Consider the following 18379-nt stretch of genomic DNA (forward strand, 5'->3'; position numbering starts at 1 on the left):
GCAACAAGGTTCACAACAAGGCACGCAACAAGGTTCGCAACAAGGCACGCAACAAGGCACGCAACAGGGCATACAACAAGGCACGCAACAAGGTATGCAACAAGGCATGCAACAAGGTTCGCAACAAGGTTCACAACAAGGCACGCAACAAGGTATGCAACAAGGCATGCAACAAGGTTCGCAACAAGGTTCACAACAAGGCACGCAACAAGGTATGCAACAAGGTACGCAACAAGGCACACAGCAAGGTACGCAACAAGGCATGCAACAAGACCCGCAACAATGCTGGCAACAGGGTGCGCAGCAAGGCCCGCAACAAGGCATGCAACAAGACTCACAACAAGGAACACAACAAGGTTCGCAACAAGGTTTGCAACAGGGTGCGCAACAAGGTTCGCAACAAGGCACGCAGCCTGGGGCGGGTGGGTCTTCAGATATGATTAATCTATTGCAAGAGCGAGTGCTTGCAGTGGGGAAAATTGAGCCTGTTACCTGCTTCGACGATGTATTCCAAGGGGTGCTGTCTGGCAATACAGTATTGCTCCTGGATGGTTATACAACGGGGTTGTCGGCCTGCACACAGGGATGGAAGGATCGCGGTGTAGTAGAGGCAACAACAGAACCATCTGTTCGAGGTTCTCGTGAGGCGTTCTCTGAGACACTACGAACGAATACATCACTGGTTCGGAGAAGGATCAAGCATCAGGATTTACGCGTGGAGACGAAGTCGTTCGGTCGTCTCACACAAACGAATGTCGCAATTATGTTCATTCAAGGGATCGCCAATGACAAGGTCGTACAAGAGGTACGAGACCGTATGGCTCGAATCGATATTGACGGCATTCTGGAGAGTGGATACATCGAAGAATTGATTCAGGACAAGACGTTCACGCCCTTCCCAACCGTGTACAATACAGAACGCCCAGATGTCATTGCAGCAGAGCTGCTGGAAGGGAAGATTGCGATTCTCGTAGATGGCACACCGTCCGTGCTTGTAGTTCCTGCGCTATTCGTATCTTTCCTCCATGCGGCTGAGGATTACTTCTTCCGTTCAGATATTAGCAGTCTAGTTCGTATCCTTCGCTATATCGGTATCTTCATCGCACTGTTAGGGCCATCACTATATGTTGCAATTACGACATTCCACCAGGAGATGCTTCCAACGCAGCTGCTGATCAGCTTGGCGGCACAGCGGGAAGGGATCCCTTTCCCTGCTGTCATCGAGGCGATTATGATGGAGATTCTATTCGAGCTGCTTCGGGAAGCTGGAATCCGAATGCCAAGAATGATTGGGCCAGCAGTGTCAGTTGTGGGAACGCTCGTCATTGGACAAGCTGCGGTCGATGCGGGTATCGTCTCTGCTGCGATGGTCATCGTTGTGTCGACGACGGCGATTTGCAGCTTCGTATTTCCTGCATACAGCATGTCAAATGCGTTCCGTATGCTTCGCTTTCCACTCATGCTGCTCGCTGCATCTTTTGGGCTGTTCGGGGTATGCATCGGTCTGGTCGCCATTGTGCTCCACTTGTGCAGCCTGCGCTCCTTTGGTGTCCCTTATATGAGTCCGCTGGCACCCATCATTATCAAAGATCAGAAAGACACAATCTTTCGGCTCCCGCAGTGGGCAATGCGGACAAGACCAAGCTATATGAGCCCGAACAATAAGAATCGGCAGCAGCCTCCGGAACAAGCTAAGCCCAAGCCAACAAAATAACAACACCATCAAGTGAAAAAAAGGGGGGCGTCAGTCATGAAGCGGAGATCCGTTCTCCTCAGCTGCTTGTTACTTCTGCTGCTTGGTCTGCTCGTCTCCGGCTGTTGGAATCGGCGTGAGATGAATGATTTGGCCATTGCGGTAGGAATGGGAATTGATAAAGCGGACAATGGACAGTATGAGGTATTTGTACAGGTTGTGGATCCAAGCGGGGTGTCGGCACGCAAGCCTAGCGGCGACAGAGCGCCTGTAACGCTGTATAGCGCAAAGGGAAGTACGGTGTTCCAAGCGATACGACGCATGACCACGATTACACCTCGCAAGGTGTATTTCTCGCATCTGCGAATTTTTGTTTTTGGAGAAGAAATGGCGCGCGAGGGCATCAGCAAGCCGCTTGATTTCTTATCGCGTGATCAAGAGCTGCGTACTGATTTTTATCTCGTGGTTGCTAAGGGGACTACGGCGAGGGATATATTGAACTTCTATACGCCGCTCGATAAAATACCTGCCAATAAAATGTATAAGTCGCTAGAGGTGTCGGATAAGACATGGGCACCGACGGTTGGTGTTCGGTTGGATGATTTGATAACGAATATGACCAGTTACGGGAAGGATGCAGTGCTGACAGGTATATTGATTCAAGGGGACCGTGAGGCAGGGAAAAAGAAGAAGAATGTAGAGCTAATCGAGACTCAGGCGCTATTAAAGTATTCAGGCATAGCTATCTTCAAGGGCGACAAGCTCATGGGATGGATGAACGAGGTGGAGAGCAAGGGATACAGCAACCTGACCGATAATTTGCAGAACACCTATGTTCAAATTCCCTGCAAGTCTGGGGGGAAGGCGGGGGTGGAGGTTATTCATTCCAAGACCAAGGTGAAGGCAAAGGTTACGAATAATCGACCAGAAATCAACGTCTTCATACGAACAGAGGCTAATGTTGCGGATGTTGAATGCGAAATGGATACTAGCCAGCAGTCTACCTTACATCAATTGGAGCAGGCGGCAGAACAAGTGATGATTAGCCATTCAACCAAATCACTGCAGCGAGCGCAGGCAGTAGGTGCAGATATATTCGGATTCGGCGAAGCTGTCCACCGGGCATACCCGGGTTACTGGAATCAGCATAAGGAACGGTGGTCGGAACTGTTCAAGGAGCTACCTGTCAACATTCAAGTGGATCTGAAGATCGTACGGACAGGGACAATTGGCAACTCATTCTTGCATGACGTGAAGGAGTAGGGGAGATGTGGATCAGTATTGGCTCAATTGTAATCGCGGCGATCACCTTCCTGTCTGAATCCTCTCGTATGAAGCGGCAGCAATTATCCAAGGAACGCTGGGTGCTGCTGATCATGCTGCTCATCGCTGCTGGGTTTGGTATCATCCTTGGGATGAAAATGAGGATACCGAATCCTATGGATTGGATCATGATGGTGTTTAAGCCTTTGAGGCGATTTCTGTAGTAAATAACGACAAGCAAGCTAGTGAGATGCTGCATCAAGGAGGTGATAGGGCGGATGAAGGATCAATCCATCATAAGTATTCGTCAGCTGACAATCTTGACGGCACTATTTATTATCGGAAGTGCGATTTTGATTATCCCATCGAGCCTAGCGGAAGAAGCCCGGCAGGATGGATGGCTATCCGCTCTATTATCCTTAGGTCTTGGCCTGCTCGTCGTCCCCCTGTACTCCGCCCTATGCCGAAGATACCCGGGACAATCGATAGCAGAATATTGTGAGTTGATCCTTGGCAAGGTGCTCGGCAAGGCAGCTTCGCTTTGCTTCATTATCGGATTTGCACTTACCACAGCGGCGCTTACCCTGCGGGATATCGGCGATTTCATAACGATGCAGATTATGCCGGAGACACCGGCTGTGGCGACTCATATTGTTTTTATGTTCATCATCATTTTCGGTGCCTATCTTGGAATTGAAGTGTTTGCGCGAGGAGCTGAGATATTTTTCCCATGGGTACTGCTTCTATTTATTTGCTTTATTTTGTTTGTAATGCCGCAAGTTGAAGTGAAGCAGTTCTTGCCGGTTCTCGAACGTGGCTTTGTGCCGGTCATTCGCGGGGGATTGACCTTCTTTAGCTTTCCTTTCCTCGACATGGCAATCTTGCTGCTGATTCTTCCTTCAGTTAAGAACCAAGGCAAAGTGGCAAATGCTTTACTGTGGGGATGCATAATTGGCGGGGCGTTCCTGATCATTACAACGTTATTGTCTATATTGACCCTTGGAGCCGATAGTACGGCACGGCATATGTATCCGACCTATGCGCTGGCCAAAAAAATCAGCATCGGTAATTTTTTGGAGCGGATCGAGGCGGTAATGGCGGTCATTTGGTTTTTGACGACCTACTTCCGAATGGCGCTGCTTCTGTATGCGACTGCGGTAGGCCTCGCCCAATCCTTGAAGCTAGCTGAACACCGCTTCCTCATCATTCCGCTAGGGATGATCACGGTCAGCTGGTCGATCTTATTCATCCCGAATTCTCCCTATCTTAGCAAGCTGCTCGATCATTGGGCGACCTATGCGCTTCTGCCCGGGCTTGTCCTGCCCTTGCTCCTGCTGTTAGTTGATACGTACCGATCCAACGCTCAGGCGAAGACACAGCAAGAAGAGAGTGCTCCTCAGAATGAATCATGCAAAGAGCAAGGGGCTGCGATTGAGAACGGATCCACCTTCATTGATAAAGGAGGCGGAAGTGATGTGCCCATGGATGATGCTCCTACTGCTCTTCGGCCAAGCAGTGGACGAACATCTCCTCCTGAACGCTAAGTACATGAATGACTGAGCATGCACCTCTCTCATGGTACAATGGAGTCATCTTAAGGAACAGGAGCGGCTTATCTATGTGGACACATCTATTGGAGCTGGCGGCGATATGGATACCGATAATTAATTTATTATTTGCGGCAATCGTTATTTTTCTAGAGAGACGCAATGTAGGGGGAACGTGGGCATGGTTAATGCTCCTCTTGCTGCTCCCATTCATCGGATTCCTATTCTATATTTTGTTCGGTCAGAATCTGGCTCGACGGAAGGTCTATCGAATCAAGCCTCGGAATGAACGTCTTGTTCGAGATGAAATTGCAGCTCAAGTGCGGCGAATTCGGGAGGGAACCTTCGAATATCAGGATGATGGCGTGAAATACTATGAACCGCTTATTTATATGAACTTGGTAAGCAGCTACTCTCCTTTAACACAGGACAACAAGGTGAATGTCATTGCAGACGGGGACGAGATGATGGATCGGCTAGTTGATCGAATTCAAAATGCTGAAGATCATGTCCATTTGCTGTATTACAAGCTTGCTGGGGATTCGACCGGACGCAGAATCATTGACGCATTGACGGAGCGCGCTGCGAATGGTGTCGAGGTAAGGCTGCTGTATGACGATATTGGATCGCCTGCCTTGAAGGATAGGGATCTTGCAGCTCTGCGTGAAGCAGGTGGAGAAGTATACCGCTTCTTCCCATCGCGGATCCCTTATCTTAATTTGCGTGTCAACTATCGCAATCACCGAAAAATCGCGGTTATGGATGGTAAGGTTGGGTTTGTTGGCGGATTTAATATCGGTGATGAGTACGTCGGACTCGATCCGAAGATTGGACATTGGCGTGATACTCATCTTGAGCTGCAAGGAGGGGCTGTTCATCGGCTTCAAGGGCAATTCCTGCTCGATTGGTCCATTGCGTCTGAACAGTATCTTGCCTTTAATGAGCATTACTTCCCTGCACCCGTTCACACTGGGACTACCGCTGTCCAAATTGTCGCCAGTGGGCCGGATTCAGATAAGCAACAAATCCGAAATGGACTGCTTAAGCTAATATTTGAAGCCAAGGATCGCATCTCTGTGCAGACACCGTATCTCGTGCCAGATGATAGTGTGCTCATCGCGTTAAAGGTTGCCGTACAATCTGGGGTTGATGTACGCATCATGATTCCGAAGAAGGGGGACAGTCAGTTGGTACAATGGGCATCAAATGCGTATCTTGGTGAATTGCTTCGTGCTGGTGCCAAGTGCTATTGGTATGAGAAGGGTTTCCTGCATGCCAAGACGATGGTTGTAGATGGATGGGCTGCTACGGTTGGTACGGCGAATCTGGATCATCGCAGCTTCAGCTTGAACTTCGAAGTTAATGCCTTCCTCTATGACAAAGCGGTAGCGGGAGAGCTCGACAAGTTGTTCGAGCAGGATATGAAGGAGTCTATCGCGTTAAATTGGGATACGTACCAGAAGCGGTCAATCCGTCACCGATTTGTAGAATCCATCGCACGTCTGGTGTCGCCGATATTATAATGTGTAATACCTAATTATGGACATACTTGACATCGAGTTGCGATCACACTACAATTTGTAGTGGGAGGAATTCCACGATGAAAATTCATAACTTCAAATTCCACGAGAGTGGATTGAACCGGTTCTTCGGGCCGCTGGAGGCCAAGGTTATGTCTGTCCTGTGGGAAGGTTCTGAAATGACGATTAAGGACGTGCAGAAGAAGCTTGAGGCAGAGAAGTGCGTCAACTTCAACACCGTCATGACGGTCATGAACCGACTCGTGGATAAGGGAGTCCTGGTCAAGCGCACGGAGGGGCGTTCTTCCTTATTCCGACCAGTATTGTGTCGGGATGCCTTCCTCGATACGCAGTCCAAGGAATTAACGCATGAGCTGATGGATGAATTCGGTCCGCTTGTCGTGAATCACATGCTGGATGCCTTGGAGGATGTAGATGAGGGGCTGCTGGACAAATTGGAACAAAAAATCAAGCAATTGAAAAAGGATAAATAGACAATGTGGAAAAATCGATCTACGTTCATTTTCAGTTCGATGCTTCTAATTGCAGCCGTGTTGTTCTGTCAAATGGTACTATATGCGATGAAGGTGCTTGCCGGATGGGAACTGCACTTCAATCTCGTCGAGGCGTGCTCCACGCTCATGCAGAACTACGGATTGTCCAAGTTCGTGTACGTGCTTGATGCCTATGTGTTCTGTACGCTTATTAGCGTGCTGATCCTGTTCATCCAGCAGATGTGGCTGTCTCGCAAAGCATACTGGAAGCTGCATGCGTATCGCAGTCAGGAGCTGACGCTTCAGATGAATAGTCGGTTCTATGAAGGCAAGCAGCGAATGATGATTGTCGAGCATGCTTCCCCGATCGCGTTCACGATGGGGCTATGGTTGCCAATCGTGGTCGTATCGACCGGCTTAATGGAACTGCTTGATGACGATGAGCTGGAAGCTGTTGTCCATCATGAGGCTTTCCATCAGATGCACCGAGATCCATTGCGGATGTTCATTATGTCTCTTCTCGCTTCGGTCATGTGGTATATGCCAATTATGAGATGGTCGAAGCAGCAGTATAACATCATCCGTGAAGTGCTGGCCGATCATTACGCCATTGGACGTCTCGGAACATCGGCACACTTAGGAAGCGCACTGCTCAAGATGTTGAAGCAAGGCAAGGCACCGCGCATGCCATTTGCGTATGTCTCATTCGCAGATACATCGATTAATTACCGGATTCGTCAGCTGTTGGAGCCAGATACAGATATTCCGATGAAGCTGCCGTTTACGCCGGCTATTGTGTCGCTGCAAGTATTGCTTGCATTATGTTTATTGTTCTTTGCTGCTATGCCTTAATTTTTTTTAGAGTTTTACACTACAATGTGTAGTTTTAATTGAAGATTCATGAATTAACCATACTAACACATATTATGTTAAATAGGAGGCGTTTTATTATGTCAGTAAATCAAGGATTAGGTACATTGTTCATCAGGCTTGCGTTAGGGATTATTTTCTTCATTCACGGCCTAGAGAAGTTCCAAGGGGGTCTCGACAATACAGCAGGCTTCTTCGAAAGTCTGGGTATTCCGGGATTCATGGGATACGTTGTCGCGGCTGTTGAATTGATTGGAGGCCTTCTGCTCATCGTTGGTCTGGGTACAAGATGGATTGGGGCGGCGTTTACCGTCATTATGCTTATGGCTATCTTCACGGTGAAGCTGCAAATGGGCTTCGTAGGCGGCTATGAATTGGATATTGCGCTTGCAGCCATGTCGTTGTACTTAGTAGTAAGCGGAGGGGCGGACTACTCGCTTGATCGCGTATTGTTCCGTCGCAGCAAGGCAGCTCAATAAGACCGAAATAAGAAGCATTTTCTCATCGATGATGTCGATGAGAAAATGCTTTTTTCATATTTATTTCATTTCTTGAGAAAATCGCTATACTAAGTTATACGTGTACGAATTAGCAATCAGGGGGATGCCATGCTTAAGAATCGAAGAACACTGCGCTACTTGGGGCTATTCACCATTGCAGTGATAGTGTACAAGCTCATCGACAATATTGCTTATGTGCTTAGTGGAGTTGTAGCCTTATTGTCTATGCTTACACCGTTTTTTATCGCTTGTTTTATTGCCTACCTTCTTCGCCCACTTGTCAATCTATTGGAGAAGAGGCTGCTAGCTAGGACAAAATCGAAGCGATTCGTTAGTATTATAGCCGTGTATACCTTGTTTTTCGGCATTATTGTACTGCTGATTACGGTTATTACACCGCGGGTGATTGAGAGTGTAAGCACATTGCTGGCAGATATGCCGATCTATATGGAGAGTACGAAGATATGGCTGCAGGCCAATGTCATGAGTAAGGAATGGTTCATTCAATCCGGAATCTCGAGCAGCATTAGCGAGCATTTCAGCTCCGTCTCCAGTCAAATTAGTGACTTCTTGAAGCTGATGCTGAATAATTTGCTGTCCAGCTTGTTTACCTTTACGTCTGCGCTGTTGAATCTCGTTATCGGTTTTATCGTCTCGATCTATTTGTTGAAGGACAAGGAGAAGATTGGGACAGGCGCGAAGCGCACTTTACATGGCCTGCTTAAGAAGGAACGGGCTGAAGGCGTCATTGATTTCGTGAGAAAAATGGATATAATTTTCTCGCAATATTTTGTAGGGGTCATTTTGGATGCAACGGTCGTAGGCAGTATCGTATTCATTGGACTCCTTATTATTCAAGCGCCATATGCGCTGTTGTCCGCTTTGCTTGTGGCCGTAACGAATGTGATCCCGTACTTCGGTCCATTTATGGGGATGTTGTTCGTCGGTATCATTACGTTGTTCGTATCACCAGAACAGACGCTATGGATTACGTTGTTTATTTTCATTGTCCAACAGTTCGACGGTTATTATATCGGTCCGAAAATTGTAGGTAATAAAGTGGGCATAGGTCCCATTTGGATTATCTTTGCGATTATTATTGGAGGCGCTATGTTCGGTATTTTGGGCATGTTCATTGCCGTCCCAGTTGTTGCAGTGCTTAAGACGGCGGTAGATTCATTTATTCAACGTCGTATTGGTGAGCAGTAGGAACGAACAGATAATAAGGAATAAGGTGCCAAAGGGGGATCGTGTGCTCTCCCTCTGGCACCTTTTTATATGCTAGCGGTAAAGCTAGTAAGGGCAGGACTGGACATAAGCAAGACACATATAGGATTGAATACATATTCAAATTATTTTTTATGCAACATTATGCATACTTCCTCCGTCTATGAAGACAAACCGAATAATCGTAAGGCATCAAGAAGTAGGTACATAGGTGTGCCCTAACAACATGAGATTAGAGGAGGAATTTAAAATGAAAAAATGGAACAAAGGCTTGGCAATTGCATCAATTATGGCGGTACTTAGCGTACCATTCGCTGGAGCAGTAGCTGCTGAGACCATTCAAGGTCATGTCGTATCGTCTCACCCTGTAGAGGAGGGCTCGACATTGCCAGAAGAACATGTGACATCACAAGGAATTATTGAGTCGGGGAACGGAAGTAAATTTGTTCTCCGTGGTCAACAATATTTGCATATTAATGTACAAGACAACACGGTTATCGTGAACGAGAAGGGACAGACGCTCAGCAAGGAAGCCTTGAAAGAAGGCGCAGTTGTAGAGGTTCAGTATGGACCAATTATGTTAATGACATTCCCGGGTACGGTTGGTGCCGAAAAAATCGTTGTTAAAGGTGAAACAGTGGTTAAGGAAGGCAAAGTGCTGACAGTAACAAAAACAGATGGCGATGTGAATGGTCGTGTTCATGTCGATGTTGATAATGATGGCAATATTAATAATGACGTCGTTTTGAATATCTCGAAAGAAACATACATTATGGACAAGCAAGGTGTAGCTTTGAAATTGGCGGATTTGAAGGAAGGGCAGAAAGTGAAGGCCTTCCACTCTCTGGCAATGACTTTCTCCCTTCCAGGACAGTCGCACGCTAGCCTTATTATCGTTGAATAATCGAGACAACAGGGAATATGTGGTGCGGAATACAACCATACTACGTGTAGCTTGAGATATGCCGCTGATGCAGGCATAAGGAGGTTATGCGTTATGGTGGCACATGTGCCAGTTCCGCTGCAAGTTACAGGAGCAGCAGCCAATGATGCATTGGCTGCCGTTTTTTATTTTATGGTCTACTCGTTCGGAGGGTGGCTGCTTGAGAACATATACAGTAAGTTAACAACGGGCCGTTTCTGGAAGGAGGGCTTCCTGCAAGGGCCATTCAAACCTATGTATGGAGTTGCTCCCCTTCTCTTGCTACCTTATGTCGAAAAAGGTGGCAATTGGATCCTCATTCTGCTGCTGAGCTTCGTCATTCCGACGTCTGTTGAATATGTGAGCGGCTTAATGCTGGAGAAGGTATTTTATCGCAAATGGTGGGACTATTCTTCATATCGGATACAGCTTCAAGGCCATGTTTGTCTCTCCTTTTCACTATGCTGGATGTTTTTATCGCTAGCGGTTGTGTACGGACTGCATCCCTTGCTAGAGGCTGGCTACGTGCAAATTTCAGCAATCTGGAATATGGTATGCCCGATGTTCGTCATTTATTTCTGGGTGGACATGGCGTGGACCGTATGGTCGCGAAGACGTGAAGGAAAGTCGATGGCAGACAGTCGAAGTTGAGTAAAATTTAGGTAAAATAATAGTAAAATCAAGGTTGCGAGAGCGGAGACAAAACGTCTCCGCTCTTCTTTTTGTTGTTATTACCCATTTTAAAGGGAAAACATGTATTTACTAAAAGTTTTACTAACACCGTGTGATGGTTAGTAAAAAAATAAATGATCAGTAAATTATTTTACTAAAACGATTGTGAATTTTACTAAGCTCAGGTAAAATTTTATTAGAAAGTGAAGATGTGATTCATCCAACATCTCAGACGGAACGAATGGTGAGACGGATGGAAATGGATATCGTTCGTGTGAGGAATCCCCGTGGCAGGAGGCCGTACTATGCGTGTGATGAAGCAGTGGGAAAATGTGGGTGTTACAAATTGTAACCGTATGAAAGGGAGAGCGTACTTTCGCTCCTATCCGAATCGACAACTAGCCTTGCTAGACGAGCCGAAGTATGCGCATCAATGGAAGAGCTTGAATGGTACATGGAAGTTCGCTTATTTGGAAGCGCCTGAGTATTCGCCGCCGGGATTCGAGCGGCCATCATTTGATTGCTCGAACTGGGACGATATTACGGTGCCGAGCAACTGGCAGCTTGAGGGTTATGGCAATATGCATTACTCGGATCTATGGTACAACTTCCCGATTAATCCGCCTTATGTGCCGACAGACAACCCGACAGGAATATATAAGCGCAGCTTTGCGATTAGCCCGCAATGGCTGAACAATCAGCAGGTGATTTTGCGATTCCATGGCGTTGATTCCGCATTCCATGTATGGGTGAACGGGCAGGAAGTCGGTTACAGCAAGGGTGCAAGACTGCTGAGTGAATTTGATATTACAAGCTATGTAGAAGCAGGGCAGAATGAAGTGTGTGTCCGCGTGTATCAATGGTCGGATGGAACGTACATTGAAGATCAGGACATGTGGTGGCTTAGCGGTATATTCCGTGATGTCGAATTGTATGCCCAGCCGCTTGCGGGGATTGAAGACTTTACAGTGGTCACAGAACTGGATTCTACTTTTACGAATGCGATCCTGCGCCTGAGCGCAGATATTCGTGGTGCGAAGCAGGGACACACGCTGTCTTACGAGCTGCTTGATGCAGTTGGACAACGGGTAGCCTGCGGCGATATGCCTGCGGGCGAACGCATCGCGACTGCTGTCCCAATTGCGGCTCCGAAGTTATGGAGTGCGGAGACGCCGTACTTATATACCCTTCTCTTCACCTTAACAGACGGGGATGAGGTCATTGAGGTCATTCCACAGCAGGTGGGTTTCCGTGCTGTTGAATTGAAGGGGGACACATTCACCGTCAATGGGATTGCCATCAAGCTGAAGGGTGTCAACCGCCATGATGCGCATCCGATTACAGGACGTGTTGTATCGCGCGATGATATCGAGAAGGATATTCGCCTCATGAAGCAGCACAATATTAATGCGATCCGTACGGCGCATTATCCGAATTCGCCTTGCTTATATGAGCTGTGCAATGTGTATGGTATGTATGTGATCGATGAGACGGATCTGGAGTGCCACGGCTTCGAGCTGACAGACAACTTTAATTGGATTACGGATGATCCGGCATGGGAGAAAGCATACGTCGATCGTATTGAGCGCATGATTGAGCGGGATAAGAATCATCCTTGTATTATCATGTGGTCGCTTGGCAACGAATCAGGCTATGGCCGCAACTTCAGAGCGATGGGTCTCCGTGCGAAGGAAATGGATCCGACACGCCTCGTTCATTATGAAGGGGACAGAGATACGGATATTGCGGACGTATATTCGACGATGTATACGTGGCTGGATCATCCGGAGCGGAAGACGATGCAGTATATTATTGAGAACTCTGCAAAGCCGCACATTTTGTGCGAATATGCTCATGCAATGGGCAATGGCCCAGGCAATATGCAGGAGTATCAAGATCTATTCTACGCACATGATAAGCTGCAAGGCGGATTCGTCTGGGAATGGTGTGATCATGGCATCCAGACGATCGATGAGCAGGGCCGCGTCTATTACCGTTATGGCGGAGACTTCGGTGACGATCCGACGAATGGAGCCTTCTGTATTGACGGACTTGTCATGCCTGATCGTACCCCTTCACCGGGATTGCAGGAATATAAGAAGGTCATTGAGCCTGTTCATACGCATGAGGTTGATTTGCAGCGCGGCTTGATCCGTGTCAGCAACAAGTACGATTTTGCATCGCTAGATCAATTGGCACTTCGCTACTCGATTGTGAAGGATGACTGCATTTTGCAGACAGGCGAAGCGGACATTACTGGCATCGCTGCGCGTACATGCAAGGAAGTGGAGCTGGGGTACTCGCTCGATTTCTCACCTGAACCGGGAACGGACTACTATGTGAATCTTTCTTATGCATTGAAGAGTGATTGCGCCTGGGCACAAGCAGGACATGAATTGGCGACGGCGCAATTCCTCCTGCCAATTGCCGCTGAGATGCTGTACATCGAGCCGAGCGGCACGCTTACGATGGAAGAGGGACACTGTGAGCTCATCGTCCGCGGGGAAGAATTCAGCATTCGCTTCGATACAGTCAAGGGCCGCATGACCTCATGGACACATCATGGCACTACGGTTGTGGAAGAGGGCCCGAAGCTGCAGTTCTGGCGCGCACCGATCGATAATGATATGTATGTCGTGGATGATTACCGAACTAAGACATTTATGCATTTGATGCATGAAATTATAGAAGGTGTCACCTATGCACAGGAAGGCAATGTTGTCCGTGTGACGGTGTCTGTCTTGAATGGAACGACGAACGCCGCTTGGCATTACCGTTCCCGTTATGATTATCGCATCTACCCGAATGGCGATGTGCTGCTCGATGTGAGCGGCGAGCCGGGTGGCGTGAAGGAGCAGGCGCCGGAGATGATTCCGCGCGTTGGTGTGGAACTTCGTGTACGTGCTGCTTGTGAGAATGGAAAATGGTATGGCAGAGGCCCTGGGGAGTCGTATGTAGATTCCAAGCAGGCAAATCAGTTCGGAGTCTATGAGCGGACGGTGGATGAAATGTTCACGAATTACGTGCATCCACAGGAAAATGGCAATCATACGGACTGCCGCTGGGTTCGCTTGGCGGATCGTTATGGGGTAGGGATCATGGCAGTTGCGTATCCGAAGATGGACTTCAGTGCTTCTTATTATGAAGTTAAGGATTTGGATGCTGCCAAGCATACGGTTGATTTGAAGAAGCGGGATTACATTGTGCTGCATCTCGATGCGAAGCAGAACGGTCTAGGCTCGAATTCCTGCGGACAGCGCCAGCTGAGTCAATATCGCAGTGGATTTGAGCCGTTCGAGCTGAATCTGAAGCTGTCTGTATATTCGAATAAGGAAATCTCAGATGTGATGAAGGCGAAGGAAACGCTGCGCCGCAACTAGCAATCGCGAGGCTTTCCTCTATGCTTTTGGGCAAGAATACAGTACAATCGTAAGGAAATGAAAGAATGACGGAATAACGGAATGACGGATTGCTGGCGACGCATCACGATTGGAGGGCGAAATGGCTACCCTGAAACAAATTGCGGAGCGGGCTGGTGTGTCGATATCCACGGTGTCTCGCGTGCTGAACTTCGATGAGACATTGTCGGTATCAGACGAGACGCGGCGCCGCATTATGGAAACGACTGAAGAGCTCGGCTATAACAAGTACAAGCGGAAGAAGCGGACGATGGAGATGGCTGCGCCGGAGCCTTCGATGCCCGTACCGATAGCGGAACCGCCTGCTCCTGTGCAAATTAGGGCGAGTCAGAACACGATCGGAGTTGTCATGACCTATGACAAGAGTGAGGAGCTGAATGATCCGTATTATTTAACGGTGCGGCTTGCGATAGAAGAAGCAGCTCGGGAGAGAGGCGTGCAGCTTGTAGAGGTAGGCAAGAAGGGAGAACGCTCCCTTCCTGCTTCTGCTGCATCGGGGTTCATCGTGGTTGGACCGATTGGGTCAGGTCAGCTGCATGAACTCCAGCTCTCCTCTTCTCCAATCGTATATGTGGATGATGTCCCTTGGGATCGCAAATCGGATATTGTGACGGTCGATCTGCATGATGCTGTAGAGCAGGCACTGGTGCATATTCGTGCATTAGGACATGAGCGTATTGCGTATGTAGGCGGAAGAGACGTGCTGGACGGAGCCTCGACAGCGGATCGGCGCGAGGTCGCCTACGAGAGGTGGATGAAGGAAGCGGGAATCTTTGATTCATCCTTGGTGCGTGTCGGAACCTTCTCAGCCGAAGATGGCTACCGTTTGACGAAGGAGCTAATTGCATCTGTACGCGGCTGTACCGCCGTCCTTGCGGCGAATGACTCTATGGCGATCGGTGCGATTCGAGCCATACAGGAGCGTGGCTTGCGAGTGCCGGAGGATATTAGTGTGGTTGGCTTCAATGATATTGCGGTTGCTCAATTCATGACCCCTGCGCTTACCACAGTAAGACTGCATAGTGACTGTATCGGGGATACGGCGCTGGAGCTCATGATGGAGCGGCTGGAGAAGCAGCGGATCATTGGCAAGAAGGTTATGATACCAACAGAGCTGATCGTGCGGGAGAGCTGCGGGCCAGCTGCCAGACTGCGTTAAGATGTAGAACACAATGGAACATTCGGAATGGTGAAGGAGTCCAATTCTTAGGAATTGGGCTCCTTTTGTGTACATGGAGGGATCTAGGAATTCATATGCACGAATAATAAAATGGCTGGCCATACAGTGTGGGAGGAGCCGCTATTAATGAGTGGCTGCTGCTTAAGAATCTGAGAGGAAAAAAGCAGGTTGGATGTGATCACCCGACGAAAGTCCAGTTCAGAACCCGTCGCCAGCACGTGTCGGGGTATATGTTCAATATCTAAAATGGAAGTAGCAGCAATACAGAGAGCGATAGGGGCGAATGTAGCATGGCTGAATGGATGGACAGCATAATCAATGCGGGTAAGGGCACAGGACAGGGTGATGCGAAGAGGTATCCGATTTATATTGTACTGACCGATACAGGAACACTGTTTTCTAAACTCATTCGAATGTACACCAAGGCACCGCTAAATCACGTATCCGTTGCCTTCGATCCGGCATTGCGGGAAGTATATAGCTTCGGACAGAAGCCTTCCCGAATTCCGTTAACAGCAGGCTTCATGCGTGAAGAGGTAGAGCGTGATCTACTGCGTGCTGACGGTAAGCCGACGATATGCGCCATGTACCGTTGTATGGTGAATGCTGCGCAATACCATATGATTCGTGCCCGCATCATCACCATGATGTTCAATGAAGCTAAATATTCGTATAACTTGCTTGGTGTGCTAGGCATTCCATTCAAGCTGCAGGTTGAGCGGGAGAAGGCATTTTTCTGTTCTCAATTCGTCGCTTCGCTATTCGAGGAATGCGGCCTGAACGTCGTCGGTAAGCCTGCGGCAGCTGTAGAGCCCGATGATTTCCGCAGCTCCGAGATGCTGGAACTTGTATATAAGGGTGACCTGCGCAATCTGGTACAGCCTGTTTACCAAGAGGAATTGGAATGGGGCGGCATGTCTGTGGCGTTGTAAATATGAGCTTACTGATAAGGGAAGAACCCTCATGATGAGGGTTCTTTGTGCATCGGTTCAGGTAGATTCAAGATGAATCTACTTTTTTAGTTTTATGAAATTTCTTCCTTCGGGTGCACCGAACTGATCACTTCGAACGTCTTGTAATTGATAAGAATGTAAATGTTGTCCTCAGGCTTATCCTTGACATGCCCGTATAACGCAATGTGACTGGAGGCATGCTCAGGCTGGAATTGATGCTCTGTCCATTCCGTCTCCAAACCGTATTTGTCCTTAAAATATTCAGTTCCTGTTGCCATTGCTTGTTGAACAGCTGCTTGCTTTTGTTCAGGGTTCATAGCGGCTTCACATCCTATTAAGATTGCAAAAATGAGAATCAAAAAACCTGTATAGCGGACATTTTTTTGCATAACGTCTTCACTCCTACAGGAAGTATTTTTATAATATTGTATGATAGATACCAAAAAATGAAAAGACAGGAGAATCCTATGGCCCAAAAAACACGCATATCAGATGAAGATTATTGGAAAATGTCCAGTTCAGCTTATGATAAGGTTCCACCTGGCGCATATGATGGCGCAAGTGGCTCGTGGGAGGTTGTTGAGCCGAAGGGCACGATGCTGCATGATTCTGAATCTGGATTCGATGCAGTCGTGTTCCGCAATAAGGATACGAAGCAAGTAGTTGTTGGATTTCGAGGTACAGAAGGGTCATCAAGCCTTGATCGTTCACTACCTGATTTCAAGACGGATTTAAATGATGTTGTTCTCGGCAAGGCGAAGGATTTGGAGGAACGATTCAGTTCCAGGGAAAATATAATTCTCTCGTACCTAGACCCGAGGAAAAATATGGAGCAAGATATACATGACTACAAGCATAATCAGTTCCGGCAAGCTGATGTGCTCGTGAGGCAGGTGAAGGAGGAGTATCCCGAATATGAGGTTACGTTGACCGGACACTCCCTTGGCGGCGGCTTGGCGCAGTATGCTGGCGCTAAAAATAGTGTTGGTGCGGTAACGTACAGTGCACCAAGCGTAACGAATCTGCTGCCTGACAAATTAGCGGAAAAGGCCAAAAATGGAGAGTTTGACGACAAAATTATCAATTATGTGCACCCGAGCGATTCGATAGGAGCGGGACCGCTCAAAGAGTATGATAGCCATGTTGGCTCAACGTATTATCTTGGCGAAGATTTTAAGACCGCGAATAGCGAATACAAGGGTATTAAGGGACGGATTAAACGGTTTATTGATACCATATCCGGCGATAAAAATTTTCATTCCTTGGATCAATACAAGTTCAATAAGGATGGCGATATCAAGAATGAGCTGATCAATCGGGCGACAGGGGAAAAATTGACGATTTCGCCGCGTGCGCTGCTTGAAGGAGATTCCGTTCTTCTTGCGGGGATGTCATTAGGCGGGGGGCTCGTTCAAGCTGCGTTAAGCGCGGCCATGGAGGGACTAGGTGGAGGCAAGCTGATTGCGCTTCGCCCCGAAGAGCTCAGCAGTGTTGCGCGAACGCTAGAGCAGCATGTTGGACAATTCCATGATCAGGCGGGCTCGGTAGTTGGCAGTATTACGAAGTTGATTCATACGAGTCAGAGCAAGCGCATCGTATCGATAGCAGAGAACACCACGCAAGAACTTACGCAGATGACGGAATGGTATGCGACTGCAGTGCAGGAGCTTGCAGGCTATATTGATCGCAAGGCCAATGAGTTCAAGGCAGCTGATTTGGCTTAATGAAATGAATGGAAGGTCGAGAAGCAAAGGAGGGAATATGATGAACGACCGTATCCTGGTCGAATTGAATGATTTGCGCCAAGCGCACAAGCAGATTGGTCAGTTAGCAGAACTGCTAGAGCGCAATGAGCAGTATGTTCAGCAGCAGCTTGCGAGGCTTCAGGATTGGGTTGGTATCTCTGCTGATGAGATGAAGCAGCGGTTAAGCAAATTCCAATCAGAGCTTGTCATGCGAAGGCGCCTCTTGACGGAGCGTCAGCAAGAGCTGCTCCGGTATATTCAGGATATGGAACGTGCGGATCAGTCTGCGGCTTCAGTACGCTGGATGTGAAGGGTTGAAGGAAGCAGCATGATAGATATCGTATGTATGACTACATAAGAAGCAGGTGCATAAC

At 48.1% G+C, this 18379-nt stretch carries 17 protein-coding genes and 1 pseudogene; 17 read left to right on the forward strand and 1 reads right to left on the reverse strand.

The window, feature by feature from the left end; translation table 11 throughout:
* The 15 genes and pseudogenes from BP95_RS34105 to BP95_RS31210 form a co-directional block, all read left to right on the forward strand.
* Positions 1 to 440: hypothetical protein (locus BP95_RS34105; protein WP_231515178.1), on the forward strand; the 440-nt coding region annotated here is incomplete at its 5' end.
* Positions 434 to 1714 (forward strand): annotated as a pseudogene (locus BP95_RS31195) (spore germination protein); the annotation flags it as partial. The gene BP95_RS34105 and the pseudogene BP95_RS31195, both read left to right, overlap by 7 nt.
* A 36-nt stretch (positions 1715 to 1750) precedes the next feature.
* A complete protein-coding gene (locus BP95_RS0122940) occupies positions 1751 to 2956 on the forward strand; it encodes a Ger(x)C family spore germination protein (protein ID WP_021257320.1) in 1206 nt (401 codons plus the stop codon).
* A 5-nt stretch (positions 2957 to 2961) separates the two neighbouring features.
* Positions 2962 to 3180: a hypothetical protein gene (locus BP95_RS0122945; RefSeq protein WP_021257319.1), complete on the forward strand. Its 219-nt coding sequence runs from the start codon at positions 2962 to 2964 to the stop codon at positions 3178 to 3180.
* A 54-nt stretch (positions 3181 to 3234) separates the two neighbouring features.
* Positions 3235 to 4500 carry a GerAB/ArcD/ProY family transporter gene (locus tag BP95_RS31200; RefSeq protein ID WP_021257318.1) on the forward strand — a complete coding sequence of 422 codons (1266 nt, stop codon included), beginning with the start codon at positions 3235 to 3237 and terminating at the stop codon, positions 4498 to 4500.
* A 74-nt stretch (positions 4501 to 4574) separates the two neighbouring features.
* Positions 4575 to 6026, forward strand: a complete 1452-nt coding sequence (cls, locus tag BP95_RS0122955; RefSeq protein WP_021257317.1) for a cardiolipin synthase — start codon at positions 4575 to 4577, stop codon at positions 6024 to 6026.
* Positions 6027 to 6103: 77 nt separating this feature from the next.
* Entirely contained in the window at positions 6104 to 6517 is a 414-nt protein-coding gene (locus tag BP95_RS0122960) for a BlaI/MecI/CopY family transcriptional regulator (protein WP_021257316.1), read from the forward strand.
* Positions 6518 to 6520: 3 nt separating this feature from the next.
* A complete protein-coding gene (locus BP95_RS0122965; RefSeq protein ID WP_028533341.1) occupies positions 6521 to 7369 on the forward strand; it encodes a M56 family metallopeptidase in 849 nt (282 codons plus the stop codon).
* A 98-nt stretch (positions 7370 to 7467) separates the two neighbouring features.
* Positions 7468 to 7866 (forward strand): DoxX family protein, encoded by a 399-nt coding sequence (locus BP95_RS0122970; protein WP_021257314.1) that lies wholly within the window; start codon positions 7468 to 7470, stop codon positions 7864 to 7866.
* A gap of 129 nt (positions 7867 to 7995) precedes the next feature.
* Positions 7996 to 9096, forward strand: coding sequence for an AI-2E family transporter (locus BP95_RS0122975; protein ID WP_021257313.1), 1101 nt, complete (start codon positions 7996 to 7998; stop codon positions 9094 to 9096).
* 268 nt (positions 9097 to 9364) lie between these two features.
* Complete coding sequence (locus tag BP95_RS31205; RefSeq protein WP_051614175.1) at positions 9365 to 10018, forward strand: hypothetical protein; 654 nt, start codon at positions 9365 to 9367, stop codon at positions 10016 to 10018.
* 93 nt (positions 10019 to 10111) lie between these two features.
* The gene (locus BP95_RS0122985) at positions 10112 to 10687 is read left to right on the forward strand and encodes a putative ABC transporter permease (protein WP_028533342.1); all 576 of its coding nucleotides are present in this window, start codon (positions 10112 to 10114) and stop codon (positions 10685 to 10687) included.
* Positions 10688 to 11013: 326 nt separating this feature from the next.
* Positions 11014 to 14088, forward strand: a complete 3075-nt coding sequence (gene ebgA / locus BP95_RS0122990) for a beta-galactosidase subunit alpha (RefSeq protein WP_090514421.1) — start codon at positions 11014 to 11016, stop codon at positions 14086 to 14088.
* A gap of 121 nt (positions 14089 to 14209) precedes the next feature.
* Positions 14210 to 15286, forward strand: coding sequence for a LacI family DNA-binding transcriptional regulator (locus BP95_RS0122995; RefSeq protein ID WP_021257309.1), 1077 nt, complete (start codon positions 14210 to 14212; stop codon positions 15284 to 15286).
* A gap of 311 nt (positions 15287 to 15597) precedes the next feature.
* Positions 15598 to 16239, forward strand: a complete 642-nt coding sequence (locus tag BP95_RS31210; protein WP_231515179.1) for a hypothetical protein — start codon at positions 15598 to 15600, stop codon at positions 16237 to 16239.
* Between the two features lie 92 nt (positions 16240 to 16331).
* Here BP95_RS31210 and BP95_RS31215 read toward each other — a convergent pair whose 3' ends face one another.
* The gene (locus BP95_RS31215; RefSeq protein ID WP_036667514.1) at positions 16332 to 16649 is read right to left on the reverse strand and encodes a hypothetical protein; all 318 of its coding nucleotides are present in this window, start codon (positions 16647 to 16649) and stop codon (positions 16332 to 16334) included.
* A gap of 78 nt (positions 16650 to 16727) precedes the next feature.
* On the opposite strand from BP95_RS31215, the gene BP95_RS0123010 reads away from it, so the two are divergent.
* Both BP95_RS0123010 and BP95_RS0123015 read left to right on the forward strand, forming a co-directional pair.
* Positions 16728 to 17984 (forward strand): Tle-like phospholipase domain-containing protein, encoded by a 1257-nt coding sequence (locus tag BP95_RS0123010; protein ID WP_028533344.1) that lies wholly within the window; start codon positions 16728 to 16730, stop codon positions 17982 to 17984.
* 40 nt (positions 17985 to 18024) lie between these two features.
* Positions 18025 to 18315 (forward strand): hypothetical protein, encoded by a 291-nt coding sequence (locus tag BP95_RS0123015; protein ID WP_021257301.1) that lies wholly within the window; start codon positions 18025 to 18027, stop codon positions 18313 to 18315.
* Positions 18316 to 18379 lie beyond the last annotated feature (64 nt).

The organism is Paenibacillus sp. UNC217MF (genome assembly GCF_000686865.1).
Taxonomy (GTDB): domain Bacteria; phylum Bacillota; class Bacilli; order Paenibacillales; family Paenibacillaceae; genus Paenibacillus_B; species Paenibacillus_B suaedae.

Coding starts and splice junctions, on each gene's coding strand:
- BP95_RS0122985 (WP_028533342.1), top strand. CDS start 10,112: ATGGTGGCACATGTGCCAGTTCCGCTGCAAGTTACAGGAGCAGCAGCC.
- BP95_RS31210 (WP_231515179.1), top strand. CDS start 15,598: ATGGCTGAATGGATGGACAGCATAATCAATGCGGGTAAGGGCACAGGA.
- BP95_RS31215 (WP_036667514.1), bottom strand. CDS start 16,649: ATGCAAAAAAATGTCCGCTATACAGGTTTTTTGATTCTCATTTTTGCA.
- BP95_RS0122940 (WP_021257320.1), top strand. CDS start 1,751: ATGAAGCGGAGATCCGTTCTCCTCAGCTGCTTGTTACTTCTGCTGCTT.
- BP95_RS0122995 (WP_021257309.1), top strand. CDS start 14,210: ATGGCTACCCTGAAACAAATTGCGGAGCGGGCTGGTGTGTCGATATCC.
- BP95_RS0122975 (WP_021257313.1), top strand. CDS start 7,996: ATGCTTAAGAATCGAAGAACACTGCGCTACTTGGGGCTATTCACCATT.
- BP95_RS31200 (WP_021257318.1), top strand. CDS start 3,235: ATGAAGGATCAATCCATCATAAGTATTCGTCAGCTGACAATCTTGACG.
- cls (WP_021257317.1), top strand. CDS start 4,575: ATGTGGACACATCTATTGGAGCTGGCGGCGATATGGATACCGATAATT.
- BP95_RS0122965 (WP_028533341.1), top strand. CDS start 6,521: ATGTGGAAAAATCGATCTACGTTCATTTTCAGTTCGATGCTTCTAATT.
- BP95_RS0122960 (WP_021257316.1), top strand. CDS start 6,104: ATGAAAATTCATAACTTCAAATTCCACGAGAGTGGATTGAACCGGTTC.
- BP95_RS31205 (WP_051614175.1), top strand. CDS start 9,365: ATGAAAAAATGGAACAAAGGCTTGGCAATTGCATCAATTATGGCGGTA.
- ebgA (WP_090514421.1), top strand. CDS start 11,014: ATGCGTGTGATGAAGCAGTGGGAAAATGTGGGTGTTACAAATTGTAAC.
- BP95_RS0122945 (WP_021257319.1), top strand. CDS start 2,962: ATGTGGATCAGTATTGGCTCAATTGTAATCGCGGCGATCACCTTCCTG.
- BP95_RS0123010 (WP_028533344.1), top strand. CDS start 16,728: ATGGCCCAAAAAACACGCATATCAGATGAAGATTATTGGAAAATGTCC.
- BP95_RS0122970 (WP_021257314.1), top strand. CDS start 7,468: ATGTCAGTAAATCAAGGATTAGGTACATTGTTCATCAGGCTTGCGTTA.
- BP95_RS0123015 (WP_021257301.1), top strand. CDS start 18,025: ATGAACGACCGTATCCTGGTCGAATTGAATGATTTGCGCCAAGCGCAC.